Origin of the sequence: Streptomyces aureocirculatus, from assembly GCF_000720475.1 — a bacterium.
In the GTDB taxonomy this organism is placed as follows: domain Bacteria; phylum Actinomycetota; class Actinomycetes; order Streptomycetales; family Streptomycetaceae; genus Streptomyces; species Streptomyces aureocirculatus.
On the sequence record NZ_JOAP01000019.1, the window covers coordinates 330,324 to 355,417 of the forward strand.

The 25,094-nt window shown below is 72.1% G+C and carries 26 protein-coding genes; 19 read left to right on the top strand and 7 right to left on the bottom strand.

Annotation, left to right across the window (positions count from 1 at the left end):
* Positions 1–88: 88 nt before the first annotated feature.
* The 4 genes from IG78_RS0119035 to IG78_RS0119050 form a co-directional block, all read right to left on the bottom strand.
* Complete coding sequence (locus IG78_RS0119035; RefSeq protein ID WP_030564736.1) at positions 89–1,099, bottom strand: COX15/CtaA family protein; 1,011 nt, start codon at positions 1,097–1,099, stop codon at positions 89–91.
* A gap of 106 nt (positions 1,100–1,205) precedes the next feature.
* Complete coding sequence (locus tag IG78_RS0119040) at positions 1,206–1,922, bottom strand: ABC transporter permease (RefSeq protein ID WP_051852759.1); 717 nt, start codon at positions 1,920–1,922, stop codon at positions 1,206–1,208.
* Positions 1,923–1,993: 71 nt separating this feature from the next.
* Positions 1,994–2,920, bottom strand: a complete 927-nt coding sequence (locus tag IG78_RS0119045) for an ABC transporter ATP-binding protein (protein WP_030564740.1) — start codon at positions 2,918–2,920, stop codon at positions 1,994–1,996.
* A gap of 215 nt (positions 2,921–3,135) precedes the next feature.
* Positions 3,136–3,945, bottom strand: coding sequence for an AAC(3) family N-acetyltransferase (locus IG78_RS0119050; RefSeq protein ID WP_030564742.1), 810 nt, complete (start codon positions 3,943–3,945; stop codon positions 3,136–3,138).
* Positions 3,946–4,105: 160 nt separating this feature from the next.
* Here IG78_RS0119050 and IG78_RS0119055 point away from each other — a divergent pair, with 160 nt between their 5' ends.
* The 10 genes from IG78_RS0119055 (at position 4,106) to IG78_RS0119100 (ending at position 11,780) form a co-directional block, all read left to right on the top strand.
* Positions 4,106–4,867 carry a helix-turn-helix transcriptional regulator gene (locus IG78_RS0119055; protein WP_037686315.1) on the top strand — a complete coding sequence of 254 codons (762 nt, stop codon included), beginning with the start codon at positions 4,106–4,108 and terminating at the stop codon, positions 4,865–4,867.
* On the top strand, positions 4,864–6,285 hold the full coding sequence (sufB, locus tag IG78_RS0119060) for a Fe-S cluster assembly protein SufB (RefSeq protein ID WP_030564746.1): 1,422 nt from the start codon (positions 4,864–4,866) through the stop codon (positions 6,283–6,285). The genes IG78_RS0119055 and sufB overlap by 4 nt, the downstream gene beginning before the upstream one ends.
* A 69-nt stretch (positions 6,286–6,354) precedes the next feature.
* A complete protein-coding gene (gene sufD / locus IG78_RS0119065) occupies positions 6,355–7,575 on the top strand; it encodes a Fe-S cluster assembly protein SufD (protein ID WP_030564748.1) in 1,221 nt (406 codons plus the stop codon).
* Positions 7,575–7,904: a non-heme iron oxygenase ferredoxin subunit gene (locus IG78_RS0119070; protein ID WP_030564750.1), complete on the top strand. Its 330-nt coding sequence runs from the start codon at positions 7,575–7,577 to the stop codon at positions 7,902–7,904. The genes sufD and IG78_RS0119070 overlap by 1 nt, the downstream gene beginning before the upstream one ends.
* A gap of 7 nt (positions 7,905–7,911) precedes the next feature.
* Positions 7,912–8,676: a Fe-S cluster assembly ATPase SufC gene (sufC, locus tag IG78_RS0119075; RefSeq protein ID WP_030564751.1), complete on the top strand. Its 765-nt coding sequence runs from the start codon at positions 7,912–7,914 to the stop codon at positions 8,674–8,676.
* Entirely contained in the window at positions 8,673–9,941 is a 1,269-nt protein-coding gene (locus IG78_RS0119080; RefSeq protein WP_078965575.1) for a cysteine desulfurase, read from the top strand. The genes sufC and IG78_RS0119080 overlap by 4 nt, the downstream gene beginning before the upstream one ends.
* 13 nt (positions 9,942–9,954) lie before the next feature.
* The gene (gene sufU, locus IG78_RS0119085) at positions 9,955–10,434 is read left to right on the top strand and encodes a Fe-S cluster assembly sulfur transfer protein SufU (RefSeq protein ID WP_030564755.1); all 480 of its coding nucleotides are present in this window, start codon (positions 9,955–9,957) and stop codon (positions 10,432–10,434) included.
* Positions 10,431–10,769, top strand: a complete 339-nt coding sequence (locus IG78_RS0119090) for a metal-sulfur cluster assembly factor (protein WP_030564757.1) — start codon at positions 10,431–10,433, stop codon at positions 10,767–10,769. The genes sufU and IG78_RS0119090 overlap by 4 nt, the downstream gene beginning before the upstream one ends.
* A 118-nt stretch (positions 10,770–10,887) precedes the next feature.
* Positions 10,888–11,208, top strand: coding sequence for a DMT family transporter (locus tag IG78_RS0119095; protein WP_030564759.1), 321 nt, complete (start codon positions 10,888–10,890; stop codon positions 11,206–11,208).
* A complete protein-coding gene (locus tag IG78_RS0119100) occupies positions 11,208–11,780 on the top strand; it encodes a TetR/AcrR family transcriptional regulator (protein ID WP_037686317.1) in 573 nt (190 codons plus the stop codon). Before IG78_RS0119095 ends, IG78_RS0119100 begins: the two co-directional genes overlap by 1 nt.
* Positions 11,781–11,874: 94 nt before the next feature.
* Here IG78_RS0119100 and IG78_RS0119105 read toward each other — a convergent pair whose 3' ends face one another.
* Positions 11,875–12,765 carry a winged helix-turn-helix transcriptional regulator gene (locus tag IG78_RS0119105; protein WP_030564761.1) on the bottom strand — a complete coding sequence of 297 codons (891 nt, stop codon included), beginning with the start codon at positions 12,763–12,765 and terminating at the stop codon, positions 11,875–11,877.
* A gap of 101 nt (positions 12,766–12,866) precedes the next feature.
* Here IG78_RS0119105 and IG78_RS0119110 point away from each other — a divergent pair, with 101 nt between their 5' ends.
* The 3 genes from IG78_RS0119110 (at position 12,867) to IG78_RS51390 (ending at position 16,066) form a co-directional block, all read left to right on the top strand.
* A complete protein-coding gene (locus IG78_RS0119110) occupies positions 12,867–14,285 on the top strand; it encodes an MFS transporter (protein WP_078965577.1) in 1,419 nt (472 codons plus the stop codon).
* Positions 14,286–14,341: 56 nt separating this feature from the next.
* Positions 14,342–15,331 (top strand): 2,3,4,5-tetrahydropyridine-2,6-dicarboxylate N-succinyltransferase, encoded by a 990-nt coding sequence (gene dapD / locus IG78_RS0119115; RefSeq protein ID WP_030564765.1) that lies wholly within the window; start codon positions 14,342–14,344, stop codon positions 15,329–15,331.
* Positions 15,332–15,445: 114 nt separating this feature from the next.
* Entirely contained in the window at positions 15,446–16,066 is a 621-nt protein-coding gene (locus tag IG78_RS51390) for a hypothetical protein (RefSeq protein WP_225882224.1), read from the top strand.
* Positions 16,067–16,112: 46 nt separating this feature from the next.
* Here the strand turns inward: IG78_RS51390 and dapA are convergent, their stop codons facing one another.
* Positions 16,113–17,123 carry a 4-hydroxy-tetrahydrodipicolinate synthase gene (gene dapA, locus IG78_RS0119125; RefSeq protein ID WP_225882225.1) on the bottom strand — a complete coding sequence of 337 codons (1,011 nt, stop codon included), beginning with the start codon at positions 17,121–17,123 and terminating at the stop codon, positions 16,113–16,115.
* Between the two features lie 257 nt (positions 17,124–17,380).
* Between dapA and IG78_RS50175 the strand changes: the two genes are divergently transcribed.
* From IG78_RS50175 to IG78_RS50600, 5 genes are all read left to right on the top strand, one after another.
* Complete coding sequence (locus IG78_RS50175) at positions 17,381–17,548, top strand: hypothetical protein (RefSeq protein ID WP_169749702.1); 168 nt, start codon at positions 17,381–17,383, stop codon at positions 17,546–17,548.
* Positions 17,545–18,342, top strand: coding sequence for a hypothetical protein (locus IG78_RS0119135; RefSeq protein ID WP_030564771.1), 798 nt, complete (start codon positions 17,545–17,547; stop codon positions 18,340–18,342). Before IG78_RS50175 ends, IG78_RS0119135 begins: the two co-directional genes overlap by 4 nt.
* A 168-nt stretch (positions 18,343–18,510) precedes the next feature.
* A complete protein-coding gene (locus tag IG78_RS0119140) occupies positions 18,511–19,314 on the top strand; it encodes an SGNH/GDSL hydrolase family protein (RefSeq protein ID WP_030564773.1) in 804 nt (267 codons plus the stop codon).
* 167 nt (positions 19,315–19,481) lie between these two features.
* Complete coding sequence (locus tag IG78_RS0119145) at positions 19,482–20,183, top strand: antibiotic biosynthesis monooxygenase (RefSeq protein ID WP_030564775.1); 702 nt, start codon at positions 19,482–19,484, stop codon at positions 20,181–20,183.
* Between the two features lie 110 nt (positions 20,184–20,293).
* Entirely contained in the window at positions 20,294–21,217 is a 924-nt protein-coding gene (locus tag IG78_RS50600) for an SRPBCC family protein (protein WP_199813307.1), read from the top strand.
* 55 nt (positions 21,218–21,272) lie between these two features.
* Here IG78_RS50600 and IG78_RS0119160 read toward each other — a convergent pair whose 3' ends face one another.
* Positions 21,273–23,123 (bottom strand): endonuclease/exonuclease/phosphatase family protein, encoded by a 1,851-nt coding sequence (locus IG78_RS0119160; RefSeq protein ID WP_030564776.1) that lies wholly within the window; start codon positions 23,121–23,123, stop codon positions 21,273–21,275.
* A 302-nt stretch (positions 23,124–23,425) separates the two neighbouring features.
* Between IG78_RS0119160 and IG78_RS0119165 the strand changes: the two genes are divergently transcribed.
* Complete coding sequence (locus IG78_RS0119165; RefSeq protein WP_030564777.1) at positions 23,426–24,931, top strand: hypothetical protein; 1,506 nt, start codon at positions 23,426–23,428, stop codon at positions 24,929–24,931.
* Positions 24,932–25,094 lie beyond the last annotated feature (163 nt).

Sequence of the window (25,094 nt, forward strand, 5' to 3'; positions counted from 1 at the left end):
CGTGGGTTCAGACCGCCGCGAGCGGGAGGTGGGTTCAGACCGCCGCGAGCGGGAGGTGGGTTCAGACCGCCGCGAGCGGGAGGTGGGTTCAGACCGTGGAGAGCGCCGGGTCCGCCGGTGCCGGGACCCCCGGCGCGACCGTCGGCCGCTCGCGCAGCGACAGGAGCACCCGCAGCACCCCGATCCACACCAGGCACGACCCCAGCATGTGCGCCGCCACCAGCGCCTCGGGCAGGTCCGTGAAGTACTGGACGTAGCCGATGACGCCCTGCGCGAGCAGGATCAGGAACAGGTCCCGGGTGCGGGCGAGCGGCCCGGGGGGCGCGTCCACCGCCTTCAGGACGAACCACAGGGCGAACGTCAGCGTCACCACGATCCAAGCGAGGACGGCGTGCAGCTTGGTCACGCCCTCCCAGTCCAGGCCCACCGCGCCGACGTTCATGCGCGGTACGTCGCTGGAGTCACCGGCGTGCGGACCCGCGCCGGTCACCACCGTACCCATGGCGATGAGCAGCACCGAGACTCCGACCATGACCCACACGAGCTGCGCGACGGCCTTGCCGACGAGCGGGCGGGGCTCCGCGTCGCCTTCCCGCGTGCGCTGCCACATCGACGTGGCGACCGCGATCAGGGCGGTGGAGAGCAGGAAGTGCGCGGCCACGGTGTAGGGGTTGAGGCCGACGAGCACGACGATGCCGCCGAGCACCGCGTTGCCCATGACCAGCCAGAACTGGGCCCACCCGTACCGGGTCAGGCTGCGCCGCCACGGCTTCTGCGAGCGCACGGCGATGATGGCCCAGCCGACGGCGGCGCACAGCACGTACGTCAGCATGCGGTTGCCGAACTCGACGACGCCGTGGAAACCCATCTCATGGGTCGCGGTGAGGGAGTCGTCGGTGCACTTGGGCCAGGTCGGGCAGCCGAGCCCGGACCCGGTGAGCCGGACGGCGCCGCCGGTGACCACGATGACCACCGTCATCACGAGCGAGGCGAGCACCGCGCGCCGGACGGTCCGATCGGTCGGGGTCCAGCGTTCCGCGATGAAGGCGAGCGGATTGCGTGCTGCTTGAGCCAGTTCGGCCCGGGTCACGTTTGGCACGGCCCCATCGTAGGGGGCCGCTTGTGCACGGCTTCACGAGGGGGACGTATCCGGTCCATCTGTGACGCCGGTTACGTGACTTCCGCCTGGCCCCGCAGCGCAAGCGCTACTCCCAGCGGAAGAATCGCGCCGCCGCCCCGAGCCCGAGCACCGCCCACACCGCGAGGATCCCCAGGTCGCCCCACGGCATCGACGCGCCGTCCTGGAGCACGTCCCGCAGCCCGTCGGAGAGCGCCGAGATGGGCAGCAGGCCGAGCGCCGACTCGACGCCGCCGGGGAACTTGTCGAGCGGCACGATGACGCCGCCGCCGACCAGCAGGAGCAGGAAGACCAAGTTCGCGGCGGCCAGGGTCGCCTCCGCCTTGAGGGTGCCTGCCATCAGCAGGCCGAGCCCGGAGAAGGCGACGGTGCCGAGGACGAGGAGCAGCAGGACGGCGAACGGGTTCCCGTGCGGCGACCAGCCGAGCGCGAAGGCGATCGCGGTGAGCAGCGCGATCTGGAGCACCTCGGTGACCAGGACGGACAGCGTCTTGGCGGCCATCAGGCCCCAGCGCGGCAGCGGCGAGGCGCCGAGCCGCTTCAGCACGCCGTACCGCCGCTCGAAGCCCGTCGCGATGGCCTGCCCGGTGAAGGCCGTCGACATGACGGCGAGGGCGAGGACGCCGGGGGCGAGGAAGTCGACCGCCTTGCCGTCGCCGGTGTCCACGATGTCGACCGCGCTGAACAGGACGAGCAGGAGCGTCGGGATGACGACGGTGAGCAGCAACTGCTCGCCGTTGCGCAGCAGCATCTTCGTCTCGAGGGCGGCCTGCGCGCCGATCATGCGGGGGAGCGGGGCGGCGCCCGGCTTGGGCGTGTACGTTCCGGGCGTGCCCGATGTGCCGGTGGTGCTGGTCACGACCGCAGCTCCTTGCCCGTGAGTTCCAGGAAGACGTCTTCGAGAGTGTGGCGTTCGACCGAGATCCGGTCCGGCATGACGCCGTGCTGGGCGCACCAGGAGGTGACGGTGGCGAGCAACTGGGGGTCGACGGTGCCGCTGACGCGGTAGGCGCCGGGGGTGAGCTCGGCGGCGGCGGAGTCCGGTGGCAGGGCCTTGAGCAGGGAGGCGACGTCGAGCCCTGGGCGGCCGGTGAAGCGGAGCGTGTTCTCGGCGCCGCCGCGGCACAGCTCCTCGGGGCTGCCTTGGGCGATGACCTTGCCCGCGTCGATGATCGCGACGTCGTCGGCGAGTTCCTCGGCCTCGTCCATGTGGTGCGTGGTGAGGATCACCGAGACGCCGTCCGCGCGCAGGTCGCGGACCAGGCCCCAGGTGGCCCGGCGGGCCTGTGGGTCGAGGCCCGCGGTCGGCTCGTCGAGGAAGACGAGTTCGGGCCTGCCCACCACGGCCATGGCGAGCGCGAGGCGCTGCTGCTGGCCGCCGGAGAGACGCCGGTAGGTGGTGCGGCCGCAGGAGCCGAGGCCCAGGCGCTCGATGAGCGCGTCGACGTCCAGGGGGTGGGCGTGCAGCTTGGCCACGTGGCGCAGCATCTCGTCGGCGCGGGCGCCGGAGTAGACGCCGCCGGACTGGAGCATCACGCCGATGCGGGGCCGCAGCGCGGTGGCCTCCCGGACCGGGTCGAGGCCGAGGACGCGGACCTCGCCCGCGTCCGGCCTGCGGTAGCCCTCGCAGGTCTCGACGGTGGTGGTCTTGCCGGCGCCGTTCGGGCCGAGGACCGCCGTGACGGCGGCCGCGCGGACGTCCAGGTCGAGGCCGTCGACCGCGGTCTTTGTCCCGTACCGCTTGACCAGACCCTTGGCCTGGACGACGGACTCATTTCCCATGCCGGGAAGTCTAGAGAGGACCGCGCAACCCTCGTCCGGGGGGCGCCCCGTCCCGGCCTGGGGGGGTGCCCCGTAAGGGGCGCGGGGAACTGCGCGACCAGCCACGCGATACCCGCAGACGCGTCTGCGCCTTTCTCGGCAGGCGCGTATGCGGCTTGTCGCGCGCTGACCGCGCTCACGCGGCGGAGCCGCACACCGGCACGGCCCCGCGCCCCTTACGGGGCACCCCGCGGCCGATGCTGCGGCAGCCACACCCGCGCGTACGCCACCGCCTCGGCCAGCGGGAAGAGGCGGCCCGTCGCAGCCCCCACCGCCGCGCGCGCCACCGGGCGCTCCCGCTCGAAGTCCGCCCCCAGCTCGTCGAAGCGGTCCTCGCTGATCGAGGGCTCGCGCACCGTCATCCAGCGGCGGCCCTCGGCCGTCATGACGGCGAATGAGTTCTCCACGAGCGGCGGCGCCGGAAGCCGGTACTCCGCCAGGTGGAAGGCGGTGCAGGAGCCGAAGCCCGCGCCCAGGAGCAGGACGCGCGCCCCGGCGGCCTCAAGGCGGGCGAGCGGGCTGCGCTCACCGAGCCTGCAGTCCAGGGCGTGGCCGTCCATCAGGGCCTTCGCGCGGGGCCCGACGGCCGCGAAGGAGGTCTGCGGGTGGGCGCTGCGGACGGCGCCCGGCCAGGTGCGCACGGTCTCCGGGACGATGCCGACCCCGCGCGTGCGGGCGGTGCGCGGGTCGTACGCGGGCATCGTCTCGCGGATGGCTGGCCACCACTCGGCGGGCACGGGCGGGTGCTGCCACTCGGCGGGGTCGGAGTTGTCGCTGGAGTGGGCGGGTACCACCAGCGTCCCGTTTTCACCCAGACAGTCCAGCAGGGCGCGGACGACCGCTTCCGCGCCGCCGTTGACCCAGCCGAGGGAGCTGAGCGAGGTGTGGACGAGCACGGTGTCGCCGGGTCGCAGACCGAGGGCCCTCAGCTCCTGCGTGAGCGAGTCACGCGTACACAAAGGCCCGGTGAGAGGGGGTGTCGACATGTTCCGGGAGTCTTCAGGACGGTAGGGGGACGCGCCACCGAATTGATCGATCAAAGATCTTTTCCCAGGTCAGCTTAGGTGAACCTAAGTGACACACGGCACCGAACACGGATCCGGACGCGGGTTGTCAGGCTCTGAGGAATTACGCAACAATGGCGTTGTGAAAAACGTTGGCGAGGCTCGGGAGGCCCCCGTGAGGGCTCCGCAGGAAGAGCTCGCGACCGGTGAGCGGTCCACCCGCAACCGCGTCGCGCGCTCCATCCTGGACCACGGCCCGTCCACCGTCGCGGACCTCGCGGGGCGGCTCGGCCTGACCCAGGCCGCGGTCCGCCGCCATCTGGACGCCCTGGTCCAGGAGAACGTGGTCGAGGGCCGCGAGAAGCGGGTCTACGGCGCGCGTACCCGAGGCCGCCCGGCCAAGGTCTTCGCGCTGACGGACTGCGGCCGTGACGCCTTCGACCAGTCCTACGACAAGCTCGCGGCCGACGCCATGCGCTGGATCGCCCTGACCCACGGCGAGGCGGCGGTCGCGGAATTCGCCCGCGCCCGCATCGTCGAGCAGGCCGAGGCGTATCGCCAGGCCGTCGAAGCCGCTCCCCCGGAGCAGCGCACCGACGCCCTGGCGAAGGCGTTGACCGCCGACGGGTACGCTGCTACGGCGCGCAGCGCGCCGGTGGGCGAGCAGCTCTGCCAGCACCACTGCCCCGTCGCGCACGTGGCCGAGCAGTTTCCACAGCTCTGCGAGGCGGAGACGGAGATCTTCTCCGCGCTCCTCGGGACCCACGTCCAGCGGCTCGCCACCATCGCCCACGGAGACGGCGTCTGTACGACGTACATCCCGAAGGCGGCCCCGCAGCCCCCTGCGGTCACAGACACCACTGCCAACACTTCTGCAAGCACGGCCGGGAGGAACCCCGCATGACTCTCCCCACGGAGACTGCCCACCCTGAGCTCGAGGGCCTGGGCAAGTACGAATACGGCTGGGCCGACTCCGACACGGCTGGTGCCTCTGCCAAGCGCGGCATCGACGAGGACGTCGTCCGGGACATCTCCACGAAGAAGAACGAGCCGGAGTGGATGACCAAGCTCCGTCTCAAGGGCCTGCGCCTGTTCGAGAAGAAGCCCATGCCGAACTGGGGCTCGGACCTCTCCGGCATCGACTTCGACAACATCAAGTACTTCGTGCGCTCCACGGAGAAGCAGGCGGAGTCCTGGGAGGACCTGCCCGAGGACATCAAGAACACGTACGACAGGCTCGGCATCCCCGAGGCGGAGAAGCAGCGCCTCGTCGCCGGTGTCGCCGCGCAGTACGAGTCCGAGGTCGTCTACCACCAGATCCGTGAGGACCTGGAGGAGCAGGGCGTCATCTTCCTGGACACCGACACGGCCCTGAAGGAGCACCCGGAGCTCTTCAAGGAGTACTTCGGCACGGTCATCCCGGTCGGCGACAACAAGTTCGCGTCGCTGAACTCCGCCGTGTGGTCCGGCGGCTCCTTCATCTACGTGCCGAAGGGCGTGCACGTAGAGATCCCGCTCCAGGCCTACTTCCGCATCAACACGGAGAACATGGGCCAGTTCGAGCGGACGCTGATCATCGTCGACGAGGACGCCTACGTCCACTACGTCGAGGGCTGCACGGCGCCGATCTACAAGTCGGACTCCCTGCACTCCGCGGTCGTCGAGATCATCGTCAAGAAGGGCGCCCGCTGCCGCTACACGACGATCCAGAACTGGTCGAACAACGTCTACAACCTGGTCACCAAGCGCGCCGTGGCCTATGAGGGCGCGACCATGGAGTGGATCGACGGCAACATCGGCTCCAAGGTGACGATGAAGTACCCCGCCGTCTACCTGATGGGCGAGCACGCCAAGGGCGAGACCCTCTCCATCGCCTTCGCGGGCGAGGGCCAGCACCAGGACGCCGGCTCCAAGATGGTCCACATGGCGCCGAACACCTCGTCCAACATCGTGTCGAAGTCCGTGGCGCGTGGCGGTGGCCGCACCTCCTACCGCGGTCTGGTCGAGATCGGCGAGGGCGCCGCGGGCTCCAAGTCCAACGTGCTCTGTGACGCGCTGCTCGTCGACACCATCTCCCGCTCCGACACGTATCCGTACGTGGACGTCCGCGAGGACGACGTGTCCATGGGCCACGAGGCCACCGTCTCCAAGGTCTCCGAGGACCAGCTCTTCTACCTGATGAGCCGCGGTCTCACCGAGTTCGAGGCGATGGCGATGATCGTGCGCGGCTTCGTCGAGCCCATCGCGAAGGAGCTGCCCATGGAGTACGCCCTGGAGCTGAACCGGCTGATCGAGCTGCAGATGGAAGGCGCGGTCGGCTAGACCCGCCCCCCGTAAGCAGCCGCCAGATTTCTCGACGTAGTGACGCAGGAAGAGAGCAGACCGACAGCCATGGCTGAGGCTCAGAACGCCCCCAAGTCCTCGACTTCGCTCGGACAGGGGGGACCCCCCTCGCTGGGATCCACCACCGCGGGCCAGATCGCGGTGGCCGCCGAGTCGACCGTCGCCACGCGCATGAGCGCGCCCCCGTCCTTCGACGTGGCGGACTTCCCGGTGCCGCACGGCCGCGAGGAGGAGTGGCGGTTCACCCCGCTGGAGCGCCTCCGCGGGCTGCACGACGGCACCGCGGTCGCCACCGGCGGCGGTGTGAAGATCGACATCCAGGCCCCCGAGGCCGTCGTCGTCGAGACCGTCGGCCGTGACGACGCGCGGCTCGGCAAGGCGGGCGTCCCCGTGGACCGCGTCGCCGCCCAGGCCTACTCCGCGTTCAAGGAGGCCGGTGTCGTCACCGTCCCCAAGGAGACGGTGCTCACCGAGCCGATCCGCATCGCCGTGCACGGCGAGGGCGGGGTCGCCTACGGCCACCAGCTCATCGAGCTCGGCGCCTTCGCCGAGGCCGTCGTGGTGATCGACCACACCGGCGACGCCGCGCTCGCGGCCAACGTCGACTACGTCCTCGGCGACGGCGCCAAGCTGACCGTCGTCTCCGTACAGGACTGGGACGACAAGGCCGTGCACGTCGGCCAGCACAACGCCCTGATCGGCCGGGACGCCACCTTCAAGTCCTTCGTGGTCACCTTCGGCGGCGACCTCGTGCGCCTGCACCCCCGGGTGACGTACGCGGGCACCGGCGGCGAGGCGGAGCTGTTCGGCCTGTACTTCACGGACACGGGCCAGCACCAGGAGCACCGCCTCCTGGTCGACCACAACGTCCCGCACTGCAAGTCCAACGTCGTCTACAAGGGCGCGCTGCAGGGCGAGCAGGCGCACGCCGTGTGGATCGGTGACGTCCTCATCGAGGCCAAGGCCGAGGGCACCGACACCTACGAGATGAACCGCAACCTCGTCCTGACGGACGGCGCCCGCGTCGACTCCGTGCCGAACCTGGAGATCGAGACCGGTGAGATCGTCGGCGCCGGGCACGCGAGCGCCACCGGCCGGTTCGACGACGAGCAGTTGTTCTACCTGATGGCGCGCGGCATCCCGCAGCAGGAGGCACGCCGCCTCGTCGTGCGCGGCTTCTTCGCCGAGCTGGTCCAGCAGATCGGTGTCGACGACATCGAGGAGCGCCTCCTCGTGAAGATCGACGAGGAGCTGGAGGCGTCCGTCTGATGGCATTCGAACGCGCCTGTGACCTGAGCGAGCTGGAGGAGGACACCCCGAAGCGGGTGGAACTCGACGGCACGCCGGTCTCGGTCGTCCATACCGAGGGCGAGGTGTTCGCGATCCACGACATCTGCTCGCACGCGAACGTCTCCCTCTCCGAGGGCGAGGTGGACGACTGCCAGATCGAGTGCTGGCTGCACGGCTCCGCCTTCGACCTGCGTACCGGGAAGCCGTCGGGCCTGCCCGCGACGCGACCCGTCCCCGTATACCCCGTAAAGATCGAAGGGGGCAGCGTTCTCGTTGACGTACGCGCCTCCGTCACCCAGGAGTCCTGAGGCACCCATGGCAACGCTTGAAATCCGCGACCTGCACGTGACCGTCGAGGTCGAGAACGGCACCAAGGAAATCCTCAAGGGTGTCGACCTGACCGTGAAGCAGGGCGAGACGCACGCCATCATGGGCCCGAACGGCTCCGGCAAGTCGACCCTCGCCTACTCCGTCGCGGGCCACCCCAAGTACACGATCACCCAGGGCACCGTCACCCTCGACGGCGAGGACGTCCTCGAGATGGAGGTCGACGAGCGGGCCCGCGCCGGCATGTTCCTCGCCATGCAGTACCCGGTCGAGGTCCCCGGCGTCTCCGTCTCCAACTTCCTGCGCACGTCGGCGACGGCGATCCGCGGCGAGGCCCCCAAGCTGCGCACCTGGGTGAAGGAGGTCAAGGAGTCGATGGCCGCGCTCCAGATGGACCCCGCCTTCGCCGAGCGCAACGTGAACGAGGGCTTCTCCGGCGGTGAGAAGAAGCGCCACGAGATCCTCCAGATGGAGCTCCTCAAGCCGAAGATCGCGATCCTCGACGAGACCGACTCCGGCCTGGACGTCGACGCCCTGCGCGTGGTGTCCGAGGGCGTCAACCGCCTCCGCGAGACGGGTACGGTCGGCACGCTCCTGATCACGCACTACACGCGCATCCTGCGCTACATCAAGCCCGACTTCGTGCACGTCTTCGCGAACGGCCGCATCGCCGAGTCGGGTGGCCCCGAGCTGGCCGACAAGCTGGAGGCCGAGGGCTACGAGGCATACACGAAGGGTGGCGTATCAGCGTGACAGTGGCCCACCAGGGGCTGCCCGGCCTCCTCGACACCGAGGCGCTCCGCAAGGACTTCCCCATCCTGGAGCGCACGCTCCACGACGGCAAGAAGCTGGTGTACCTGGACAACGCGGCGACGTCGCAGACGCCGCGCCAGGTCATCGACGTGCTCAGCGAGTACTACGAACAGCACAACGCCAACGTCCACCGCGGTGTGCACGTCCTCGCCGAGGAGGCCACGGCGCTGTACGAGGGCGCCCGTGACAAGGTCGCGGAGTTCATCAACGCGCCGAGCCGCGACGAGGTGATCTTCACCAAGAACGCCTCCGAGTCGCTCAACCTCGTGGCCAACATGCTCGGCTGGGCCGACGAGCCCTACCGCGTGGACCACGAGACCGAGATCGTCATCACGGAGATGGAGCACCACTCCAACATCGTGCCGTGGCAGTTGCTCTCGCAGCGCACCGGCGCGAAGCTGAAGTGGTTCGGCCTCACCGACGACGGCAGGCTCGACCTGTCGAACATCGACGAGGTCATCACGGAGAAGACGAAGATCGTCTCCTTTGTGCTCGTCTCCAACATCCTGGGCACCCACAACCCGGTCGAGGCCATCGTGCGCCGCGCCCAGGAGGTCGGGGCCCTGGTCCTGATCGACGCCTCCCAGGCCGCGCCGCACATGCCGATGGACGTACAGGCCCTCCAGGCCGACTTCGTGGCCTTCACCGGCCACAAGATGTGCGGCCCGACGGGCATCGGCGTGCTGTGGGGCCGCCAGGAGCTCCTGGAGGACCTGCCGCCGTTCCTCGGCGGCGGCGAGATGATCGAGACGGTGTCGATGCACTCGTCGACGTACGCCCCGGCGCCGCACAAGTTCGAGGCGGGCACCCCGCCGGTGGCGCAGGCCGTGGGCCTGGGCGCGGCGGTGGACTATCTGACCTCGATCGGCATGGACAGGATCGCGCAGCACGAGCAGGCGATCACCGAGTACGCGATCAAGCGCCTCCTTGAGGTCCCCGACCTGAGGATCATCGGTCCGGCGACGGCCGAGGAGCGCGGCGCCGCGATCTCCTTCACGCTCGGCGACATCCACCCGCACGACGTGGGCCAGGTCCTCGACGAGCAGGGCATCGCGGTCCGGGTCGGCCACCACTGCGCCCGCCCCGTCTGCCTGCGGTACGGAATTCCCGCGACCACGCGAGCGTCGTTCTATCTGTACTCCACGCCCGGCGAGATTGACGCCCTCGCCGACGGCCTGGAGCACGTACGGAACTTCTTCGGCTGAGGGGCTGGCTGGTGTGAAGCTGGATTCGATGTACCAGGACGTGATCCTGGACCACTACAAGCACCCGCACGGGCGCGGTCTTCGCCCCGGCGACGCCGAGGTGCACCACGTCAATCCGACGTGCGGCGACGAGATCACGCTGCGGGTGAAGTACGACGGCGCCCGCATCGAGGACGTGAGCTACGAGGGCCAGGGCTGCTCCATCAGCCAGGCCAGCGCCTCCGTGCTCAACGACCTGCTCGTCGGCAAGGAGCTCGCCGAGGCGCAGCGGATCCAGGCCGTGTTCCTGGAGCTGATGCAGTCCAAGGGCAAGCTGGAGCCGGACGACGCGATGGAGGAGGTCCTGGAGGACGCGGTCGCGTTCGCCGGTGTCTCCAAGTACCCCGCGCGCGTCAAGTGTGCTCTGCTGAGCTGGATGGCGTGGAAGGACGCGACGGCGCAGGCACTGGGCGCCGACGTCGAGGCCGCCGAGGCCGAAAGGAAGACGGCATGAGCGAGAACGAGACCCTCACGACCAAGCCCGCATCCGAGGAGGAGGTCCGCGAGGCGCTCTACGACGTCGTCGACCCCGAGCTGGGCATCGACGTCGTCAACCTGGGCCTGATCTACGGCGTCCACGTCGACGACGCCAACATCGCCACCATCGACATGACGCTGACGTCCGCGGCCTGCCCGCTGACGGACGTCATCGAGGACCAGGCGAAGTCCGCGACGGACGGCATCGTCAACGAGCTGCGGATCAACTGGGTCTGGATGCCCCCGTGGGGCCCGGACAAGATCACGGACGATGGCCGCGAGCAGTTGCGGGCGCTGGGGTTCAACGTCTGACCCCGCCCGCGCGAAGCGCCGCCGAGCACCCCGAAAGGGCCCGCACCCACCGGTGCGGGCCCTTTCGTATGCGCCTGCATATGTACAGTCGTACGCATCGTTGTGTACGCTTGTACGTATGGGATACGGACTGCTGGCCGCGGCCATCGCGGCGGAGGTGGCCGGGACGACGGCCATGAAGTACAGCGAGGGATTCAGCAGGCTCTGGCCGTCGCTGCTGACCGTCGCGGGGTATCTGCTGGCCTTCTCGCTGCTCGCGCAGACGCTGAAGACGCTGTCGGTGGGTACGGCCTACGCGATCTGGGCGGGGGTCGGGACCGCCGCGGTCGCCGTCATCGGGATGCTGTTCCTCGGGGAGTCGACGAACCTGGTCAAGATCTCCGGCATCCTGCTCGTCATCGCGGGCGTCGTCGTCCTGAACCTGGGCGGGGCCCACTGATGGGCAGGCGCTACGACCCCGAGAGGCGGCAGCGGATCATCGACGCGGCGATGCGGGTCGCGGCCGGTAAGGGCATCGCCGGCCTCAGTCACCGCTCCGTCGCCGCCGAGGCCGATGTGCCGCTCGGGTCGACCACGTACCACTTCAGGACCCTCGACGACCTTCTGGTGGCCGCGCTGCGGCAGTCCAACGAAGGGTTCGCGCAACTCGTGCGGGAGCGCGGCGTGCTCCGGGACCCGGACGCCGACCTGCCCGCCGAGCTCGCGGCGCTGCTCGGCGAGTGGGCCGCGGGGGGACGGGAGGGGATCGAGCTGGAGTACGAGCTGTATCTGGCCGCCCTGCGCCGCCCCGCCCTGCGTCCGGTGGCCGCCGAGTGGTGCGAGGGGGTCGCCGAGGTCCTGCGGGAGCGGACGGACCCCGTCACCGCGCGGGGCATGGTCGCGATGATGGACGGGATCTGTCTCCAGGTGCTGCTCACGGGCGCGGAGTACGACGAGGCGTACACGCGGGAGATGCTCCGGCGGGTTCTGGCCGCGGCGAAGTCCGACTCTCCTCGGCCCGCGAGCGGCTGACGGCTCGCAGTGCCGCCGCGGAGGCTGGTCCGCCCATGGAGGTCAGTCCTCCTCGGCCCGCAGACGGCTGACGGCCGCCGTGCCGTCGCGAAGGTCAGTCCTCCTCGCCCCGCAGACGGCTGACGGTCCGCAGTGCCTCCTCGACGCTCGTCGTCACGTCCGTGACGGGGTACTGGACGTCCCTGACGACCCGCTGTGCGTCCACGATCAGGGTCAGGCGCTTGAGACGGCTCACGCCCGCGGCGCGGAACGTGGGCAGGCGCAGGGTCGCCGCGAGGGTGAGTTCCGCGTCGGACAGGAGCGGGAAGCGGAGCCCCTCCTTCTCGGCGAACGCCCGCTGCTCGTCCGGTCGCTGGGTCGACACCCCGCGCACCGCCGCCCCCGCCGCCGTGAACTCGGCGAGGCGGTCGCGGTACGTGCACGACTCCAGGGTGCAGCCCGGGGCGCCGGGGATCGCGGACCAGTCGGGCGGATAGGCGTCCTTCCGGGCATACGCGCCCGGGAAGCAGTACAGGACCGTGAACGGCGCGTCCGCCACCGGGTCCGCCGGTTCGCCCTCGTCCCTGGGCAGCCGCAGTTCCGGCACGCGCGTGCCGATCAGTTCATGGACGCGCCGCGCCTCCGCCGAGACCTTCGCCGGTGCTGTCGCCGTCATCTCGCCCTCTCCCAACACCCAGGTGTCCCCCCAGTCCTGCAGAGCGATCAGGACCGGCAGCAGGGCCTTGCCGCGCGCGGTGAGCCGGTACTCGTGGCGTGGCGGGCGCTCCTGGTACGGCACTCGGGCCAGCACGTCGGCGTCCACGAGCAGCCGCAGACGTTCGGCGAGCACCTTGCGGGACAGGCCGAGCTCCCGCTGGAGGTCGTCGAAACGCCGCACCCCGCGGGCGCTGTCCCGCACGATCAGCAGGGTCCACCAGTCGCCGACGACGTCCAGCGCCTGTGCGATGGCGCAGTGGGCGTCGCCGAGGCTCGTCCGCCGTGGCATGTCCCTCACACTCTCCCCGGGCCGATGGGGCGTTGACCCGGAGCTTCGCATGCTGCCATAGTCCGTTCCCAAAAGGAACTTACTAGTACTCCGGGGGTGGCATGCTGCGCGGGCTGCGCGACGTACCGAGGACCGTGTGGCTGCTCGCCGCGGGCCAGTTCTTCAACATGGTGGTGGCCTTCACCTTCGTCTACTTCTTCGTGTACCTGACGCACGAACGCGGTCTGTCCGTCGCGCAGGCGGGCCTGGTCAGCGGTATCGGCGGTGCCGGGCAGGTCGCGGGGAACTTCACCGGCGGCTGGTTCGGTGACCGCTACGGGCACCGGCGCGTGCTGCTCGTCGGCTCGCTGCTCGGCGGTGCCGGGGTGCTCGCGCTGCCGGTGCTGCCGCTCGCCCTGCTGTACGTCGTGCCGGTGCTCAGCCAGTACGCGGGCGGCTGTGTACGGGCCGCCAACGCGGCGCTGGTCGCGGTGACCGTGCCGGAGGGCACGCGCCGCCAGGGCTTCGCGGTGATGCGGTTCGCCGCCAACGCGGGTTTCACGGTGGGGCCCCCGCTCGGGGCGCTGGTCATCGCCCACTTCTCGTACGGCGTGCTGTTCGTCGTCGACGGCATCGGGACGCTGGTGTTCGCCGGGTACGCCGCGCGCGTGCTGCCCGCGCGCGGAACCCGGCGCACCGCCGGAGAGGGTCCCCCCGCCGGGCCCGGGCTCTGGGCGTGTCTGCGGCGGCGGCCCTCCGTCATGACGCTGCTCGCCGTGATCCTCGTGACCGACCTCGTCTACCGACAGCAGTACTCGACGCTCCCCACCGACCTCGGCCGGCACGGCCTGGACGCCGGGTTCTACGGTTGGCTCCTCGCGGTCAACGGCGGCCTCATCCTGCTGCTTGAACTGCCCGTGACGCTGGCGCTCCGCGGGCGGCGGCCGCTGCTGATCATCGGAGGCGGGGTGCTGCTCGTCGGCGCCGGGTACGGCGTACTCGCGTTCGGCGTGGGCGTGGGGACCGCCGTCGCCATGATGGTGCTGCTCACCGCCGGGGAGATCCTGTACAAGACCCCGGCCACGGCATACGTCGCCGACCACGCCCCCGCCCATGTGCAGGGGCGGTTCCAGAGCCTGTACTCGGGGGTGTCCGTGAGCGGCGTGGTGCTCGCGGCGCCGCTCGGAGGCGCCCTGTACACGGTGGCGCCGGGCGCGCTGTGGCCGGTGTGCGCGGTGCTTGCCGGGGTCGCGGGAGCCGTGGTGCTCGCGGCCGGGCGGCGGGGCCTCGCGGCCGGGCGGCGGGGCGAGGGAGAGCGGCGCCCGGAGCCGGGCACGGAGCCGGGACCGGGTCCCGCGATCCGTGGCGCGGGCCGGGAGTCCACTGGTGCGGGTCAGGAGGCCACCAGTGCTGGCCGGGAGACCACTGGTGCAGGTCAGGAGGCCACCGGTGCCGGCCGGGAGACCAGTGGTGCGGACCGGGAAGCCACCGGCGTGGGCCGGGAAGTCGCCGGTGCGCGGGCCGGGACGCCTGGCGCTTGAGACGCCCCCCCGTCACCGGTTCGCCTCCGCGCCCCCGCCCCGGTTAGGTTTCCCCCATGACCGATACGACTGCTCCTCGCGTTACCGGCGCCGTTGCCGCCGGGCTCGCCACCCTCGCCGCCGACGGCACCGTTCTCGACACCTGGTTCCCCGCGCCCGAGCTCGTCGCCGAGCCGGGCCCCGCGGGCAGCGAGCGGCTCTCCGCCGAGCGCGCCGTGGAACTGCTCGGTGCGGGCGCCGCGAAGGCGATCGGTCCCGACGCCCGCCGGGGCGTGGAGGTCGTCGCCGTACGCACGGTCATCACGTCCCTGGACGACAAGCCGCTGGACGCGCACGACGTGTACCTGCGCCTGCACCTGCTCAGCCACCGCCTGGTCAAGCCGCACGGCCAGAGCCTCGACGGCATGTTCGGGCTGCTCGCCAACGTGGCCTGGACCTCGCTCGGCCCGGTCGCCGTCGACGACCTGGAGAAGGTGCGCCTGAACGCCCGCGCCGATGGCCTGCACCTGGCGGTGACCTCCGTCGACAAGTTCCCGCGCATGACGGACTACGTCGCCCCCAAGGGCGTGCGCATCGGCGACGCCGACCGCGTGCGGCTCGGCGCGCACCTCGCCGAGGGCACCACCGTGATGCACGAGGGCTTTGTGAACTTCAACGCCGGCACCCTCGGCACCTCCATGGTCGAGGGCCGCATCTCCGCGGGCGTCGTCGTCGGTGACGGCTCCGACATCGGCGGCGGCGCCTCCACCATGGGCACCCTCTCCGGCGGCGGCAACGTCCGCATCGTCATCGGCGAGCGCTGCCTCGTCGGCGCCGAGGCCGGTGTCGGCATCGCGCTCGGCGACGAGTGCGTCGTCGAGGCGGGCCTGTACGTCACCGCGGGTACGCGCGTCACGATGCCCGACGGGGAGATCGTGAAGGCCCGCGACCTGTCCGGCGCGTCGAACATCCTCTTCCGCCGCAACTCGGTCACCGGCGCCGTCGAGGCCCGCCCGAACAACGCGGTCTGGGGCGGCCTCAACGACGTGCTGCACAGCCACAACTGACCCGCCCGGGCCGCCGCGCGCCCGCCCGGTCACGCCTCTGTATCGAGGGCGCCCCTCCGGCACCGGAGGGGCGCCCTCCGTGCGTATGCTGCGCGCAGCCGGAGGGAGATCGACATGTACAAGACGGGGTCACGTGCCCTGGTCGCCGGGTTACGCGCCCTGGCCGCGGGGGCCGCTGCCGTGGCCGTTCTGCTCGCGGGCAGCGGGCAGAGCCTGGGCAGGGACGCGGCGGAGCGCGACGGTACGGACCGGGAGGCCGCGGGCGGGCACACCCACGAGCTCCGGCACAGCGACATCCCCTGGAGCGGCAGCCCCAGCCCCTTCGAGTCCCAGGTGAGGCTCGCGGACGGCCGCCGCGTGGCCATGCACCACCTGCGGGACAAGCGCCTTTACGTCCAGGACTACAGCCCCGAGGAGCGCGGCTGGTCCAAGCCCGCCGTCGTGCACCGCGCCAAGTCCGAGGCCTGCCAGGGCATCACGCTCAGGGCCAGGGCCACCACCGTCGCGGCCATCGCCGACTTCGGCACCTACTGCGCCGACGGCGAACCCCCGACGGAGTCCGTCGCCGCCGTCGCGACCGGCAGCCTGACCCAGTGGAACCGCCACCTCACCAAGGACTTCGACGGCTGGGAGAAGGCCCTCGTGTCGCCCTCCGGCAAGCAGGTCACGTTCAAGCGGGGCGGCGACACGCTGAAGTGGACGAAGTCCGGGGGGTTTTCGCGGGACCAGGCATAGCGGCGCACGCCCGCGTACGTCGCCAGGGGCGTGCGCGGCACGAGGGCTACAGGGGCGTCCGGTCGCCGATGCTCACGACCCGCTGAACCGCCCCCGCGGGCAGCGCCCCGCCAAGCGCCTCGTAGGCGGCGAGCAGCCCGTCGACCGCCTCGCGGCCGGCGGGCAGCAGCGGCGCCCTGACCGGGCCCGCGGGCAGGCCGAGGGCGTCGAGCAGTGCCTTCGCCGTGACCGCGCCGGGCAGGCCCGACGCCATCATCAGCTCGATGAGTTCGGTGAGCTGCCGCTGCCCGCGCGCGGCCCCCGCCGTGTCGCCCGCGTCGTACGCGTCCACGATCGCCCGCAGGCTGCGCGGCGCCACGTTCGCGACGGTGCTGATGTAACCGGCGCCGCCGAGCGCGTACAGCGGAAGCACGAACTCGTCGCAGCCCGTGTAGTACGCGAGGTCGCAGTTGGCCATCACCTTCGCGGAGCCGAGCAGGTCGTACGCGCAGTCCTTCACCGCCACGATCCGCGGGTGGTCCGCGAGCCGCAGCATCGTGTCCGGCTCGACGCGGGTGCCGGTGCGGCCCGGGATGTCGTACAGGACCACCGGCAGGCCCGACACGTCGGCGACCGCGCGGAAGTGCGCCTCGACCGCCTCCTGCGGCGGCCTGCTGTAGTACGGCGTGACCACGAGCAGACCGTCCGCGCCCGCCTTCTCGGCCCGCAGGGCGAGTTCGGCGGTGTGCGCCGTGTCACTGCTGCCGACGCCCGCGACGACCGAGGCCCGGCCGTCGACCGCCTCCCTGACGGCCTCCACGAGCGCGGCCTTCTCCGCGTCGGACGTCGTCGGTGACTCACCGGTGGTGCCGGAGAGGACCAGGCCCTCGCAGCCCTGGGCGACGAGACGGTCGGCGAGCAACTGGGCGCCGTCGAGGTCGAGGGCGCCGGAGGTGGTGAAAGGCGTGACCATCGCGCACAGGGCGCGGCCGAACGGGGCGGCGGGTACGGCACGCGCTGTGGAGGCCGTGGGGGGCACCGTGGGAGGCACCGTGGGAGGCAGAGGAGCAGCGGTCATGAGGGAAGTCTCGGCCCGCCGGGAGTGAAGCTCCACTTAATTCTGCTACGAGGTGCCGGTCAGCGGTGCTACGAGATGACGGTCAGCGGTGTTAGGAGGTTCCGGTCGGCAGTCCTACGAGATGCCGGTCGGCAGGGTTGTGAGATGCGGGGGCGAACCCGTGAGAGACCGTACCCACTCGCACGGAAATGCGTCACCATGGCGGGAGCCGGACGCGCAGACGCCGGGACGTCCACAGGTCGTTCACAGGAGGCACCATGAGGCTGGGCAGGGCAGTCGCCACCGGAATCGCCGAGGAGAGGCCGCAGGAGCGGCAGGCCGATCGGCCGGAGTTCCCGCCGGGGGCCGCGGAGACCGTGCCCGAACCCGCCCCGGCGGCCGCGGAGCCGGCTCCCGTCCAGGTCGGGGTGCCGGCCGGCCGATGAGGTTACGGCTTCCCGAGGAACGCCTCACGGAGCCGCCCACCGGATACAAGATCGCCTACCCGGTGCTCTCCCAGGACGGCACCCGGGCCGGGTTCACCGGCGTCTCGCTGGGCGGCTCCCTGCCCTACGGAGCGCTCGACGAGGCCCACTGCGCCTACGGTCGGCGGCACCGCGCACCGCACCGGCGCTGCGACTGCGGCTTCCACTGCGTGCACGAGCGCTCGGCGGCGGAAGGGCTCCTGTGCACCGCCGAGCACCGCGGGGCCGTCCTGCTCGAAGTGGCCGTGCTCGGTGCCTACATCCGCTTCGAGAAGGGCTTTCGCTACGCGCGCCAGCGGGTGCGGGCCCTCACCGTGCAGCCGTGCGGCTGCGGCGTGGCGGCCACAGGCCTCGCGGACGCGGGCTGGGGCAGACCGGGCTGGCGCGCCCTCGAAGCGGTGTGCGGCGCGTGCGGGCGCGGCGGTGGCGGCACGGCGGTGAGTCTGCCGCGGTTCGCGGCGGTGGCGGGGGAGGGGCTGCGGGTGCTTCCGGCGCCCGCGACGGCTCCCGGCGGGGAGGGTTCCGCGGCCGGTTCCGCAGCCGGTGCCGTGCCGGGTTCGGCGCCGGGTTCCGCGCCAGGTCCCGTGCCGGGTTTCGTGCCCGGCCCCGCCACCCCCGTCGCCGCCGCCGACGTCGGGCTGCCCGAGCTGGCCGCCGAGGCGGCCCTGCTACAGGCCCGCCTCGACTGGTTCCAGGTCGAGTTGGGGCGCATCGGCAGGCAGGGGCAGGGCGGCCCCGGGCAGGAACGGGCGTAGCGGGCAGCCGCGCGCGGGCCGGGACCGTCGTGCGCTCCCTCACCATCCGGGCAGATCGGCGTGGGTGGCGGGGCACGGGGACACGGGTGGGGCGGGCATGGGGCGGAGTGTGACGCGCGCCGAGCGGGCGTCGTTGACGGGCCCCGGCGGGCGCAGGACCCTCGGGCCATGACCTCGCATCCGTACGAGCGTTACGTCGCCGTCGGAGACAGCCAGACGGAAGGCCTCGGCGACGGTGACGAACGGCGCGGCTACCGCGGCTGGGCCGACCGGCTCGCCGAGATACTCGCCGTCGGACATCCGGACTTCGCGTACGCCAACCTGGCCGTGCGCGGGCGCCTCGCGGAGCAGGTCAGGGACGAGCAACTGGCCCCGGCCCGCGCGCTCAAGCCGGACCTCGTGACCGTGGTCGCGGGCGTGGGCGACGTGGTCAGGCCCGGCTACGACGCGGCCCGCACCGCACGCGCCGTCGAGGAGATGTTCGCCGAACTCGCCGGGACCGGCGCCCGCGTGGTCACCGTGACCTTCCCCGACATCGCCCGCATCGCGCCCCTGGCCCGCCGGGCGCAGCCCCGCGTCGTCGACCTCAACGCCCGTATCCGCGCCGCCGCCGACCGGCACGGCGTCCTGGTCCTCGACCTCTTCCCGCAGCGCATCACCGCCGACCCGCGGCTGTGGAGCCGCGACCGCACGCACGCGAGCCCCGTCGGCCACGCCCGCATCGCCGCCGGTGTCGCCGACGCGCTCGGCCTCGCCGGATTCGAGGACTGGGCCAGGCCGCTGCCGCCGCTCGCCCCGGTCTCGGCGCTCGGCGGCGCGGCGCAGGAGGTGCGCTGGCTGGCCGGTGCGGTGGGGCCGTGGGTGCGGCGCCGGGTCGGCAGGGTGCGGCCGGGGGCGGTGGCGGGCGGGGCGCACCGGGCGAAGCGCCCCGGCCTCGTCGCGGTGACGCTGCCCGAGCCGGAACGGGCCTGACACGAGCGGGCGGACCTGCGGTGAGCGGGCTCGACGTTGAGCGGGCCTGACTTGGACGTTCCCGACGTGAGCGGGCCTGACTCGGTCGGGCTTGACTTGAACCAAGGTTCACGTTGGAGCGTAGGGCGTGTTCGGCAGGCAACACCCCTACGGCAGTGGAGAGTCCCATGACGCAGCGCGCCACCACGCACCCCGACCCGACCCGCCCCGACGTCGGCCTCGCCTTCTTCAGCACCTGGCACGTCGGCACGCCCGAGCGGCAGCGGGCGACGGTCGACGCGATCGCCAAGGCCTGGGAGAGCCGCCCCTGGCCGCACGAGGGTCTGCTGTCCTACCACGTGTACGAGGGCGAGGACGGCGCCACCCTGATGCACCACTCGCAGTGGCGTGACGACGAGGCCTACCAGGACTTCTTCGCCCGGGGCAGGGACGAGCGGAACGCCGAGATCGACGCGGCGGTGCCCGGCGTCGAACGGCTCGGGCTGACCAGGACCCGTCTGCACACGAGTGTGCGCCCGGGCCCCGCCGCAGCCGTTCCCGAGGCGTTCGTGACCGTCGACGTGGCCTTCGAAGGACCGGACGCCGACCGGCAGCGGGCCTGGGTGCGCACGGTCACCGACGCCATCGCCGCGGGCCCCGCCGTCCCCGGCCTCCTGGCGGCGCACTTCCATCTGAGCACCGACGGCACGCACATCGTCAACTACGCGGAGTGGGAGACCGCGGCACACCACGCGCGGGCGATCGAGGGCCCGGGCGAGGGCATCGGCACGCTCTCCGAGGAGTGGCGGCGGGTACGGGACTTCCCGGGCACGCTGGAGTCGGGCCGGGTGCGGCGCTACCGGCGGGCGTACGGAGTCGTGCCCGGGTAGTCGTGCCGGAGGGCTTTACCGGGGCCGCCGCCGGTGGAGTCATAAGGACGTGAGCGTGCGATCGAGGATCGGCCGGCCCCGGCCGCCCCGCTCGGCCCCGAGGAGTCGTCATGACGATGGACAGCGGCACCGGCACCGGCACCGACAGCGGCGGCGGCAGCGGCAGGGAATTCGAGATAGTCCGGGAGTTCGAGGTCGACTCGCCGCCCCGGGACGTGTGGGAGGCGTTCACCACCGGCACCGGCGGCTGGCTGTGGCCCATGGTGTACGAGCCGCGGGTCGGCGGCGACGCGGCGCACGACGCCGTGGTCACCGTGTGGGATCCGCCGCGCCGCCTCGCGGTCCGCTCGGACCGCCCCGGGGTGCTCCCGCCGGAGCGGAACACCGACCACCTGGAGCACCTGATCGAGCCGCGCGACGGCGGCCGCCGCTCCTGGGTGCGCCATGCGCACGGCGGCACCTTCAGTCCCGGGGCCCCGGACACGCCGGACACGCCGGGCGCCCCCGGCCCCCGGGACGTCCGGGGGGCCAGGGGCTTCCAGGGCGCCGCCCGGCGCCAGGCCACCCGGGCCTCCCGGGCCGCACAGGCGGCCCAGGCCGCCAGGGCCACCCAGGACTGGGACGACCAGTACGAAGCCGCGAGCAAGCACACCGACTTCTACCTGCACAGCCTGCGGCAGTACCTGACGTACTTCGTGGGCCGCCCCGTCACCTTCACCGCCCTCGACGCCCCGGCGGCCGCCGTGGACGCGGCCGCCTTCGTCAGACTCGCGCAGGAACTGGGCCTGCCCGACGACGCGTCGGAGGGCGCCCGCGTCCGCCTGGGCGCGGCGGCCACCGAACTGGACGCCGTGATCGACTTCCGTACGACGTACTTCATCGGCCTGCGCACCGAGGACGCGCTCTACCGCTTCTTCGGCCGCAACCACTTCGGCAGGCCCGTCGCGTTGAGCATCCACGACTTCGCGCCGGGCGCCGACGCCAAGGGCACCGAGGCCGCCTGGCACGACTGGCTGACGCGTCTGTACGCCTGACCGCCCTGCTCAGGGGCCGCTCCCGCCAGAGCCCACTAGGGCCCTCCACAGCCCGCTACGGCCGGAACCGCACCACCTGCGGGTCGTGGTCGCTGTTCTGCTCCGCGAACTCCGCGTTCACATGCACGCTGTCGTAGTGGTACCGGCCGACGCCGGGGCTCACCAGGATCTGGTCGAGCACCTGGGAGTTGCCCTGGAAGACGTACGAGTAGCGCTCGGAGCGCGGCAGCGACTTGATGCCGGCGCGCAGCGCGCCACCCGCCTCCAGGGCCTTGGTCGTCGCGGAGAAATCGAAGTCGTTGATGTCACCGACCACGAGCACGTCCGCGTCCTTCTGCACGCCCCGGATCTCCCGTACGAAGGAGTTCACGGCTTCGGCCTGCCGCACACGGCGGCTCTCCGAGGAGCGCGTCGGCGGCTGGTGGTGCGAGGTCAGCGACTCGTCGCCGCCCTTGGACGCGAAGTGGTTCGCGACCACGAAGACCGTCCGGCCGCGGAAGCTGAACTCACCCGCGAGCGGCTTGCGGCTGTCGGCCCACGCCGCGTCGGCGGGGGCGATCCGGCCGGGCGAGTGCGTGAGCGCGGCCCGCTTGCCGGTCCTTACGACGCCCGTCGCGGTGGTCGCGTCACCGGCGCCGCGGTCGGTGAACGAGACCCGCTCGGCGTTGAAGAGGAACACCTGCCGGATGTTGCCGCCGGGCTCGCCGCCGTCCTTGTTGTTCTCCGGGTCGACGGTCCGCCAGGAGTAGCGCGGTCCGCCCGCCGCGACGATCGCGTCCGTGAACTTCTTCAGGGTCTGCCCGGCGGTGACCGTGCCGTCGTTCTTCGGGCCGTTGTCGTCCTGTATCTCCTCCAGGGCGACGATGTCCGGCGCGGCCAGGTTGGTGACCACGGCGGACGCGAGCGCGTCGAACTTCGTCTGCGGGTCGCCCGGGTCGAGGTTCTCGACGTTGTACGTGGCCACGGCGAGCTCGCCCGCGCGCTGCGGCCGGGTCCGCTCCCGCTCCAGGCCCTTGCCCTTGACCGCACCGAGCTCCCGGGCCGCCAGCGTGTACCCGCCGTACTGGTTGAAGTCCAGGGGCCCCTCCGCGCCGCCGGTCAGCACGTCACCCACGTCCGCCTTCGGGAACGGCCGCTCCGAGAGCGGGGCCAACTGCTGCACCTGGAGGCGGCCGGTGTTCTGCGCCGCGTACGAGTCGTACAGCGCGCCGCCGCGCCGGGTCGGGCGCTCGTGCGGCTTCACGGTCACCCACAGCTCGGCGTGCGGGTCGGTGGCACCGACGACGCGCGAGGAGCCGATCGACACGTTCATGCCCTCCAGGGACTCGTAGAAGTCCAGGGCGTACGAACGCGGCCTCAGGGGCAGCGCGTTGATGCTGTCGCCGGCGGCCGGGTCGCCCGCGGGGGCGTAGGCGCCGGGCACGGACCTGGCGTTGACGGTCACCGGCGCGGGCAGGGCGTTGCCGCCGGACTCCACGGTCACCGTCGGCTTGGTGATCTGGGTCAACGACTGGTTGCCGGAGGAGGCGCCGCCGGGCACGTACTCCGTGACCGTGCCGGAGACCCGGACGGCGTCGCCGGGGCGCACGGTCGGCGTGGCGGCGGTGTAGACGAAGACGGCCTCACTGGTCGCGCGGTCGCCGTCCCCGCGCACGTCCTGGATCCAGAAGCCCTTGGAGCCGTAGGCACGCACGCCCGTGACGATGCCGGGCACGCCGTCGACCCGCTGCCCCGCGAGCGGCGAGAGCCGTGTGCCGCCCTGGATGTCGTGCACCCGGACCTGACCGGGGGCGCCCGGCGAGGCGGGCGATGCCGTGGAGGCACCAACTGTGGCGGCGAGCAGTCCGGCGGCGATGGCGGTCGCGACGACGGCGCCGACGGCGGTGGATCTCGGTATGTGAGGCATCGGGGGACTCCGAGGTGAGGAGGGGTGGGGCGCGGCCCGGGGAGTGGCGCTCTACGCGCGTCAATCTCTTGTGCGGACGGGGAAGTTGTCAAGGCTCTTCGGGTGTGCGTCGGCTGTACGCAGGGCGACGGGCGGATGGCTCAGGACCCGCGCGGGGCGGGCCGGGTGCGGCGGGACGGGGCCGCTCGGCGGCGCGGCGGAAACCCGTCCGGTTCCGGTACTCCGGACGGGCGGGCGGCAAACGGTCACATCCGTCTAGGCTTCACGCAGCAGACCCGTACGCCCGTCAGGAGAACCAGCCGATGTCCCAAAGCCCCGCCACCCTGCCGCCGGTGCTGCTGCACTCCGAAGCGGAGCTCGCGCGGGACGCCCTAGCCGCACCCCTGCTCGCCCGCGCCGTGCGGCTCGCCCGCTGGGCGGGCCCCGGGACGCGGGTGGGCGCGGGCGGCGAGCTCGTCGACGAGCAGTTGCCCGCCGCCGCGGCCGAGCTCGGGCTCACCGGTGCCGGTTCGGGTTCCGGTGCCGGTTCCGGGGACGACGGTGACGCGGCGGCGTACGCGAGCGAGGCGTGGCGGGTCGCCGTCGACACCGGCCTGGTGGAGGTGCGGGACCCCGACGAGGTCGACGCCGACGACGCCGACGGGGAGGAGGCCGACGGCACCGTCACCGCGGGTGCGGAGCTCGGACTGCTCACCTCCGGCGGGCCGCAGGACGTCCTCGGCATCTGGCTCGCCGCCCTGGAGACCGTGTTCGCCGACGCGACGGTCCCCGACCTGGAGGACCTCGTCGACGCCATCGAGGGCGGCGGTGAGATCGACTTCGAGGAGCTCGGCTGGGACCCGCAGGGCGAGGCGGACTTCCTGGAGGGCGTCCTCGGCAATCTGTATCTGCTGACCGTCGGTGACAACGCCGCCGAGGGCGGCGCGGTGCCGCTGCCCGCGCTCGCCGCCTCCATGATCATTCCGGATGACATGGGCGAGCCCACGGACGACATCCTGGAACAGGTGTCGGACGCGATGATGCGCCTCGACGACCAGTTCCGGATGCTGGAGCCGATCGGACTCGTCGAGTACCAGCCCGTGGACGAGGCCCTGATGGCCGACATCGACAGTGAGGAGCCGCTGCCGCCCGCCGACGAGGACGAGGACGTCACGCGGTACGGGATGGTCAGGCTGACGCCCCTCGGTCTGTACGGGATCCGGGCGCGGATGCTGGAGGCGGGCCTCGACGCGCCCGCCGTCGGTGACCTCGCCGACAAGGGCGCCGACACGCTGCTCGACGCCACCGCCGCCTTCCCGCAGGCCGCCGCGCAGGCCGAGATCGAGCTGTGGCTCGCCCGGCGGGCCCCGCTGGAGGCCGCGCGGGAGCTGCTCGCCGCGGCGCGCGGTGGCGACGAGGGTGCGCCGTTGCGGCGGCTGCGGTGCCAGCAGGCGCTCTCCCTCGTCGGGGGGACGGCCGAGCCCGCGCTGCGCGAGGTGCTCGACGACGCGGAGCTCGGGGGGCTTGCCCGGGTGTGGCTCGCGGAGCACGGGGCCGCGGAGGTGCCTGCGCCGTCGGAGGGGATGGTGTTCTGGCTCACCATCGACACGATTGCCGCGCAGCTTGCCGCGGAGGGGAACTCCGAGGAGTTGCAGGGGCTTGTGGAGGGGCTTGCCGCTCAGCACAGTGGGTTCTTCGCTGCCGCGTGGCGGGTGGGGCATCCCGCTACCGCGGATGTGCTTGAGGCCATGGGGCGGTTGCATCCTGACAAGAAGGTGGCGAAGGAGGCTCGCAAGGCCGCCTTCAAGGCCCGCTCGCAGCAGGCCTGAGTTCCTCCTTGGCTGGGGCTTGGCCGGTGTCCCGTGCGGGGCGGGACACCCCCCGCAAACCGGCCCACGACCTCGCCCCCAACCGCCGGACGGCCTCTTTCCCCACCCACCCGCCCTTGCATCGGCCTGCGGCCTCGTCCTCAATCGCCGGACGGGCTTTTTC

Bases quoted from the DNA above. Each gene is read 5' to 3' on its own strand.
- IG78_RS0119040 (WP_051852759.1), bottom strand. From the start codon at position 1,922: ATGATCGGCGCGCAGGCCGCCCTCGAGACGAAGATGCTGCTGCGCAAC.
- IG78_RS0119045 (WP_030564740.1), bottom strand. From the start codon at position 2,920: ATGGGAAATGAGTCCGTCGTCCAGGCCAAGGGTCTGGTCAAGCGGTAC.
- IG78_RS0119050 (WP_030564742.1), bottom strand. From the start codon at position 3,945: ATGTCGACACCCCCTCTCACCGGGCCTTTGTGTACGCGTGACTCGCTC.
- sufB (WP_030564746.1), top strand. From the start codon at position 4,864: ATGACTCTCCCCACGGAGACTGCCCACCCTGAGCTCGAGGGCCTGGGC.
- sufD (WP_030564748.1), top strand. From the start codon at position 6,355: ATGGCTGAGGCTCAGAACGCCCCCAAGTCCTCGACTTCGCTCGGACAG.
- IG78_RS0119070 (WP_030564750.1), top strand. From the start codon at position 7,575: ATGGCATTCGAACGCGCCTGTGACCTGAGCGAGCTGGAGGAGGACACC.
- sufC (WP_030564751.1), top strand. From the start codon at position 7,912: ATGGCAACGCTTGAAATCCGCGACCTGCACGTGACCGTCGAGGTCGAG.
- IG78_RS0119090 (WP_030564757.1), top strand. From the start codon at position 10,431: ATGAGCGAGAACGAGACCCTCACGACCAAGCCCGCATCCGAGGAGGAG.
- IG78_RS0119095 (WP_030564759.1), top strand. From the start codon at position 10,888: ATGGGATACGGACTGCTGGCCGCGGCCATCGCGGCGGAGGTGGCCGGG.
- IG78_RS0119100 (WP_037686317.1), top strand. From the start codon at position 11,208: ATGGGCAGGCGCTACGACCCCGAGAGGCGGCAGCGGATCATCGACGCG.
- IG78_RS0119105 (WP_030564761.1), bottom strand. From the start codon at position 12,765: ATGCCACGGCGGACGAGCCTCGGCGACGCCCACTGCGCCATCGCACAG.
- IG78_RS0119110 (WP_078965577.1), top strand. From the start codon at position 12,867: ATGCTGCGCGGGCTGCGCGACGTACCGAGGACCGTGTGGCTGCTCGCC.
- dapD (WP_030564765.1), top strand. From the start codon at position 14,342: ATGACCGATACGACTGCTCCTCGCGTTACCGGCGCCGTTGCCGCCGGG.
- IG78_RS51390 (WP_225882224.1), top strand. From the start codon at position 15,446: ATGTACAAGACGGGGTCACGTGCCCTGGTCGCCGGGTTACGCGCCCTG.
- dapA (WP_225882225.1), bottom strand. From the start codon at position 17,123: ATGACCGCTGCTCCTCTGCCTCCCACGGTGCCTCCCACGGTGCCCCCC.
- IG78_RS50175 (WP_169749702.1), top strand. From the start codon at position 17,381: ATGAGGCTGGGCAGGGCAGTCGCCACCGGAATCGCCGAGGAGAGGCCG.
- IG78_RS0119135 (WP_030564771.1), top strand. From the start codon at position 17,545: ATGAGGTTACGGCTTCCCGAGGAACGCCTCACGGAGCCGCCCACCGGA.
- IG78_RS0119140 (WP_030564773.1), top strand. From the start codon at position 18,511: ATGACCTCGCATCCGTACGAGCGTTACGTCGCCGTCGGAGACAGCCAG.
- IG78_RS0119145 (WP_030564775.1), top strand. From the start codon at position 19,482: ATGACGCAGCGCGCCACCACGCACCCCGACCCGACCCGCCCCGACGTC.
- IG78_RS50600 (WP_199813307.1), top strand. From the start codon at position 20,294: ATGACGATGGACAGCGGCACCGGCACCGGCACCGACAGCGGCGGCGGC.
- IG78_RS0119160 (WP_030564776.1), bottom strand. From the start codon at position 23,123: ATGCCTCACATACCGAGATCCACCGCCGTCGGCGCCGTCGTCGCGACC.
- IG78_RS0119165 (WP_030564777.1), top strand. From the start codon at position 23,426: ATGTCCCAAAGCCCCGCCACCCTGCCGCCGGTGCTGCTGCACTCCGAA.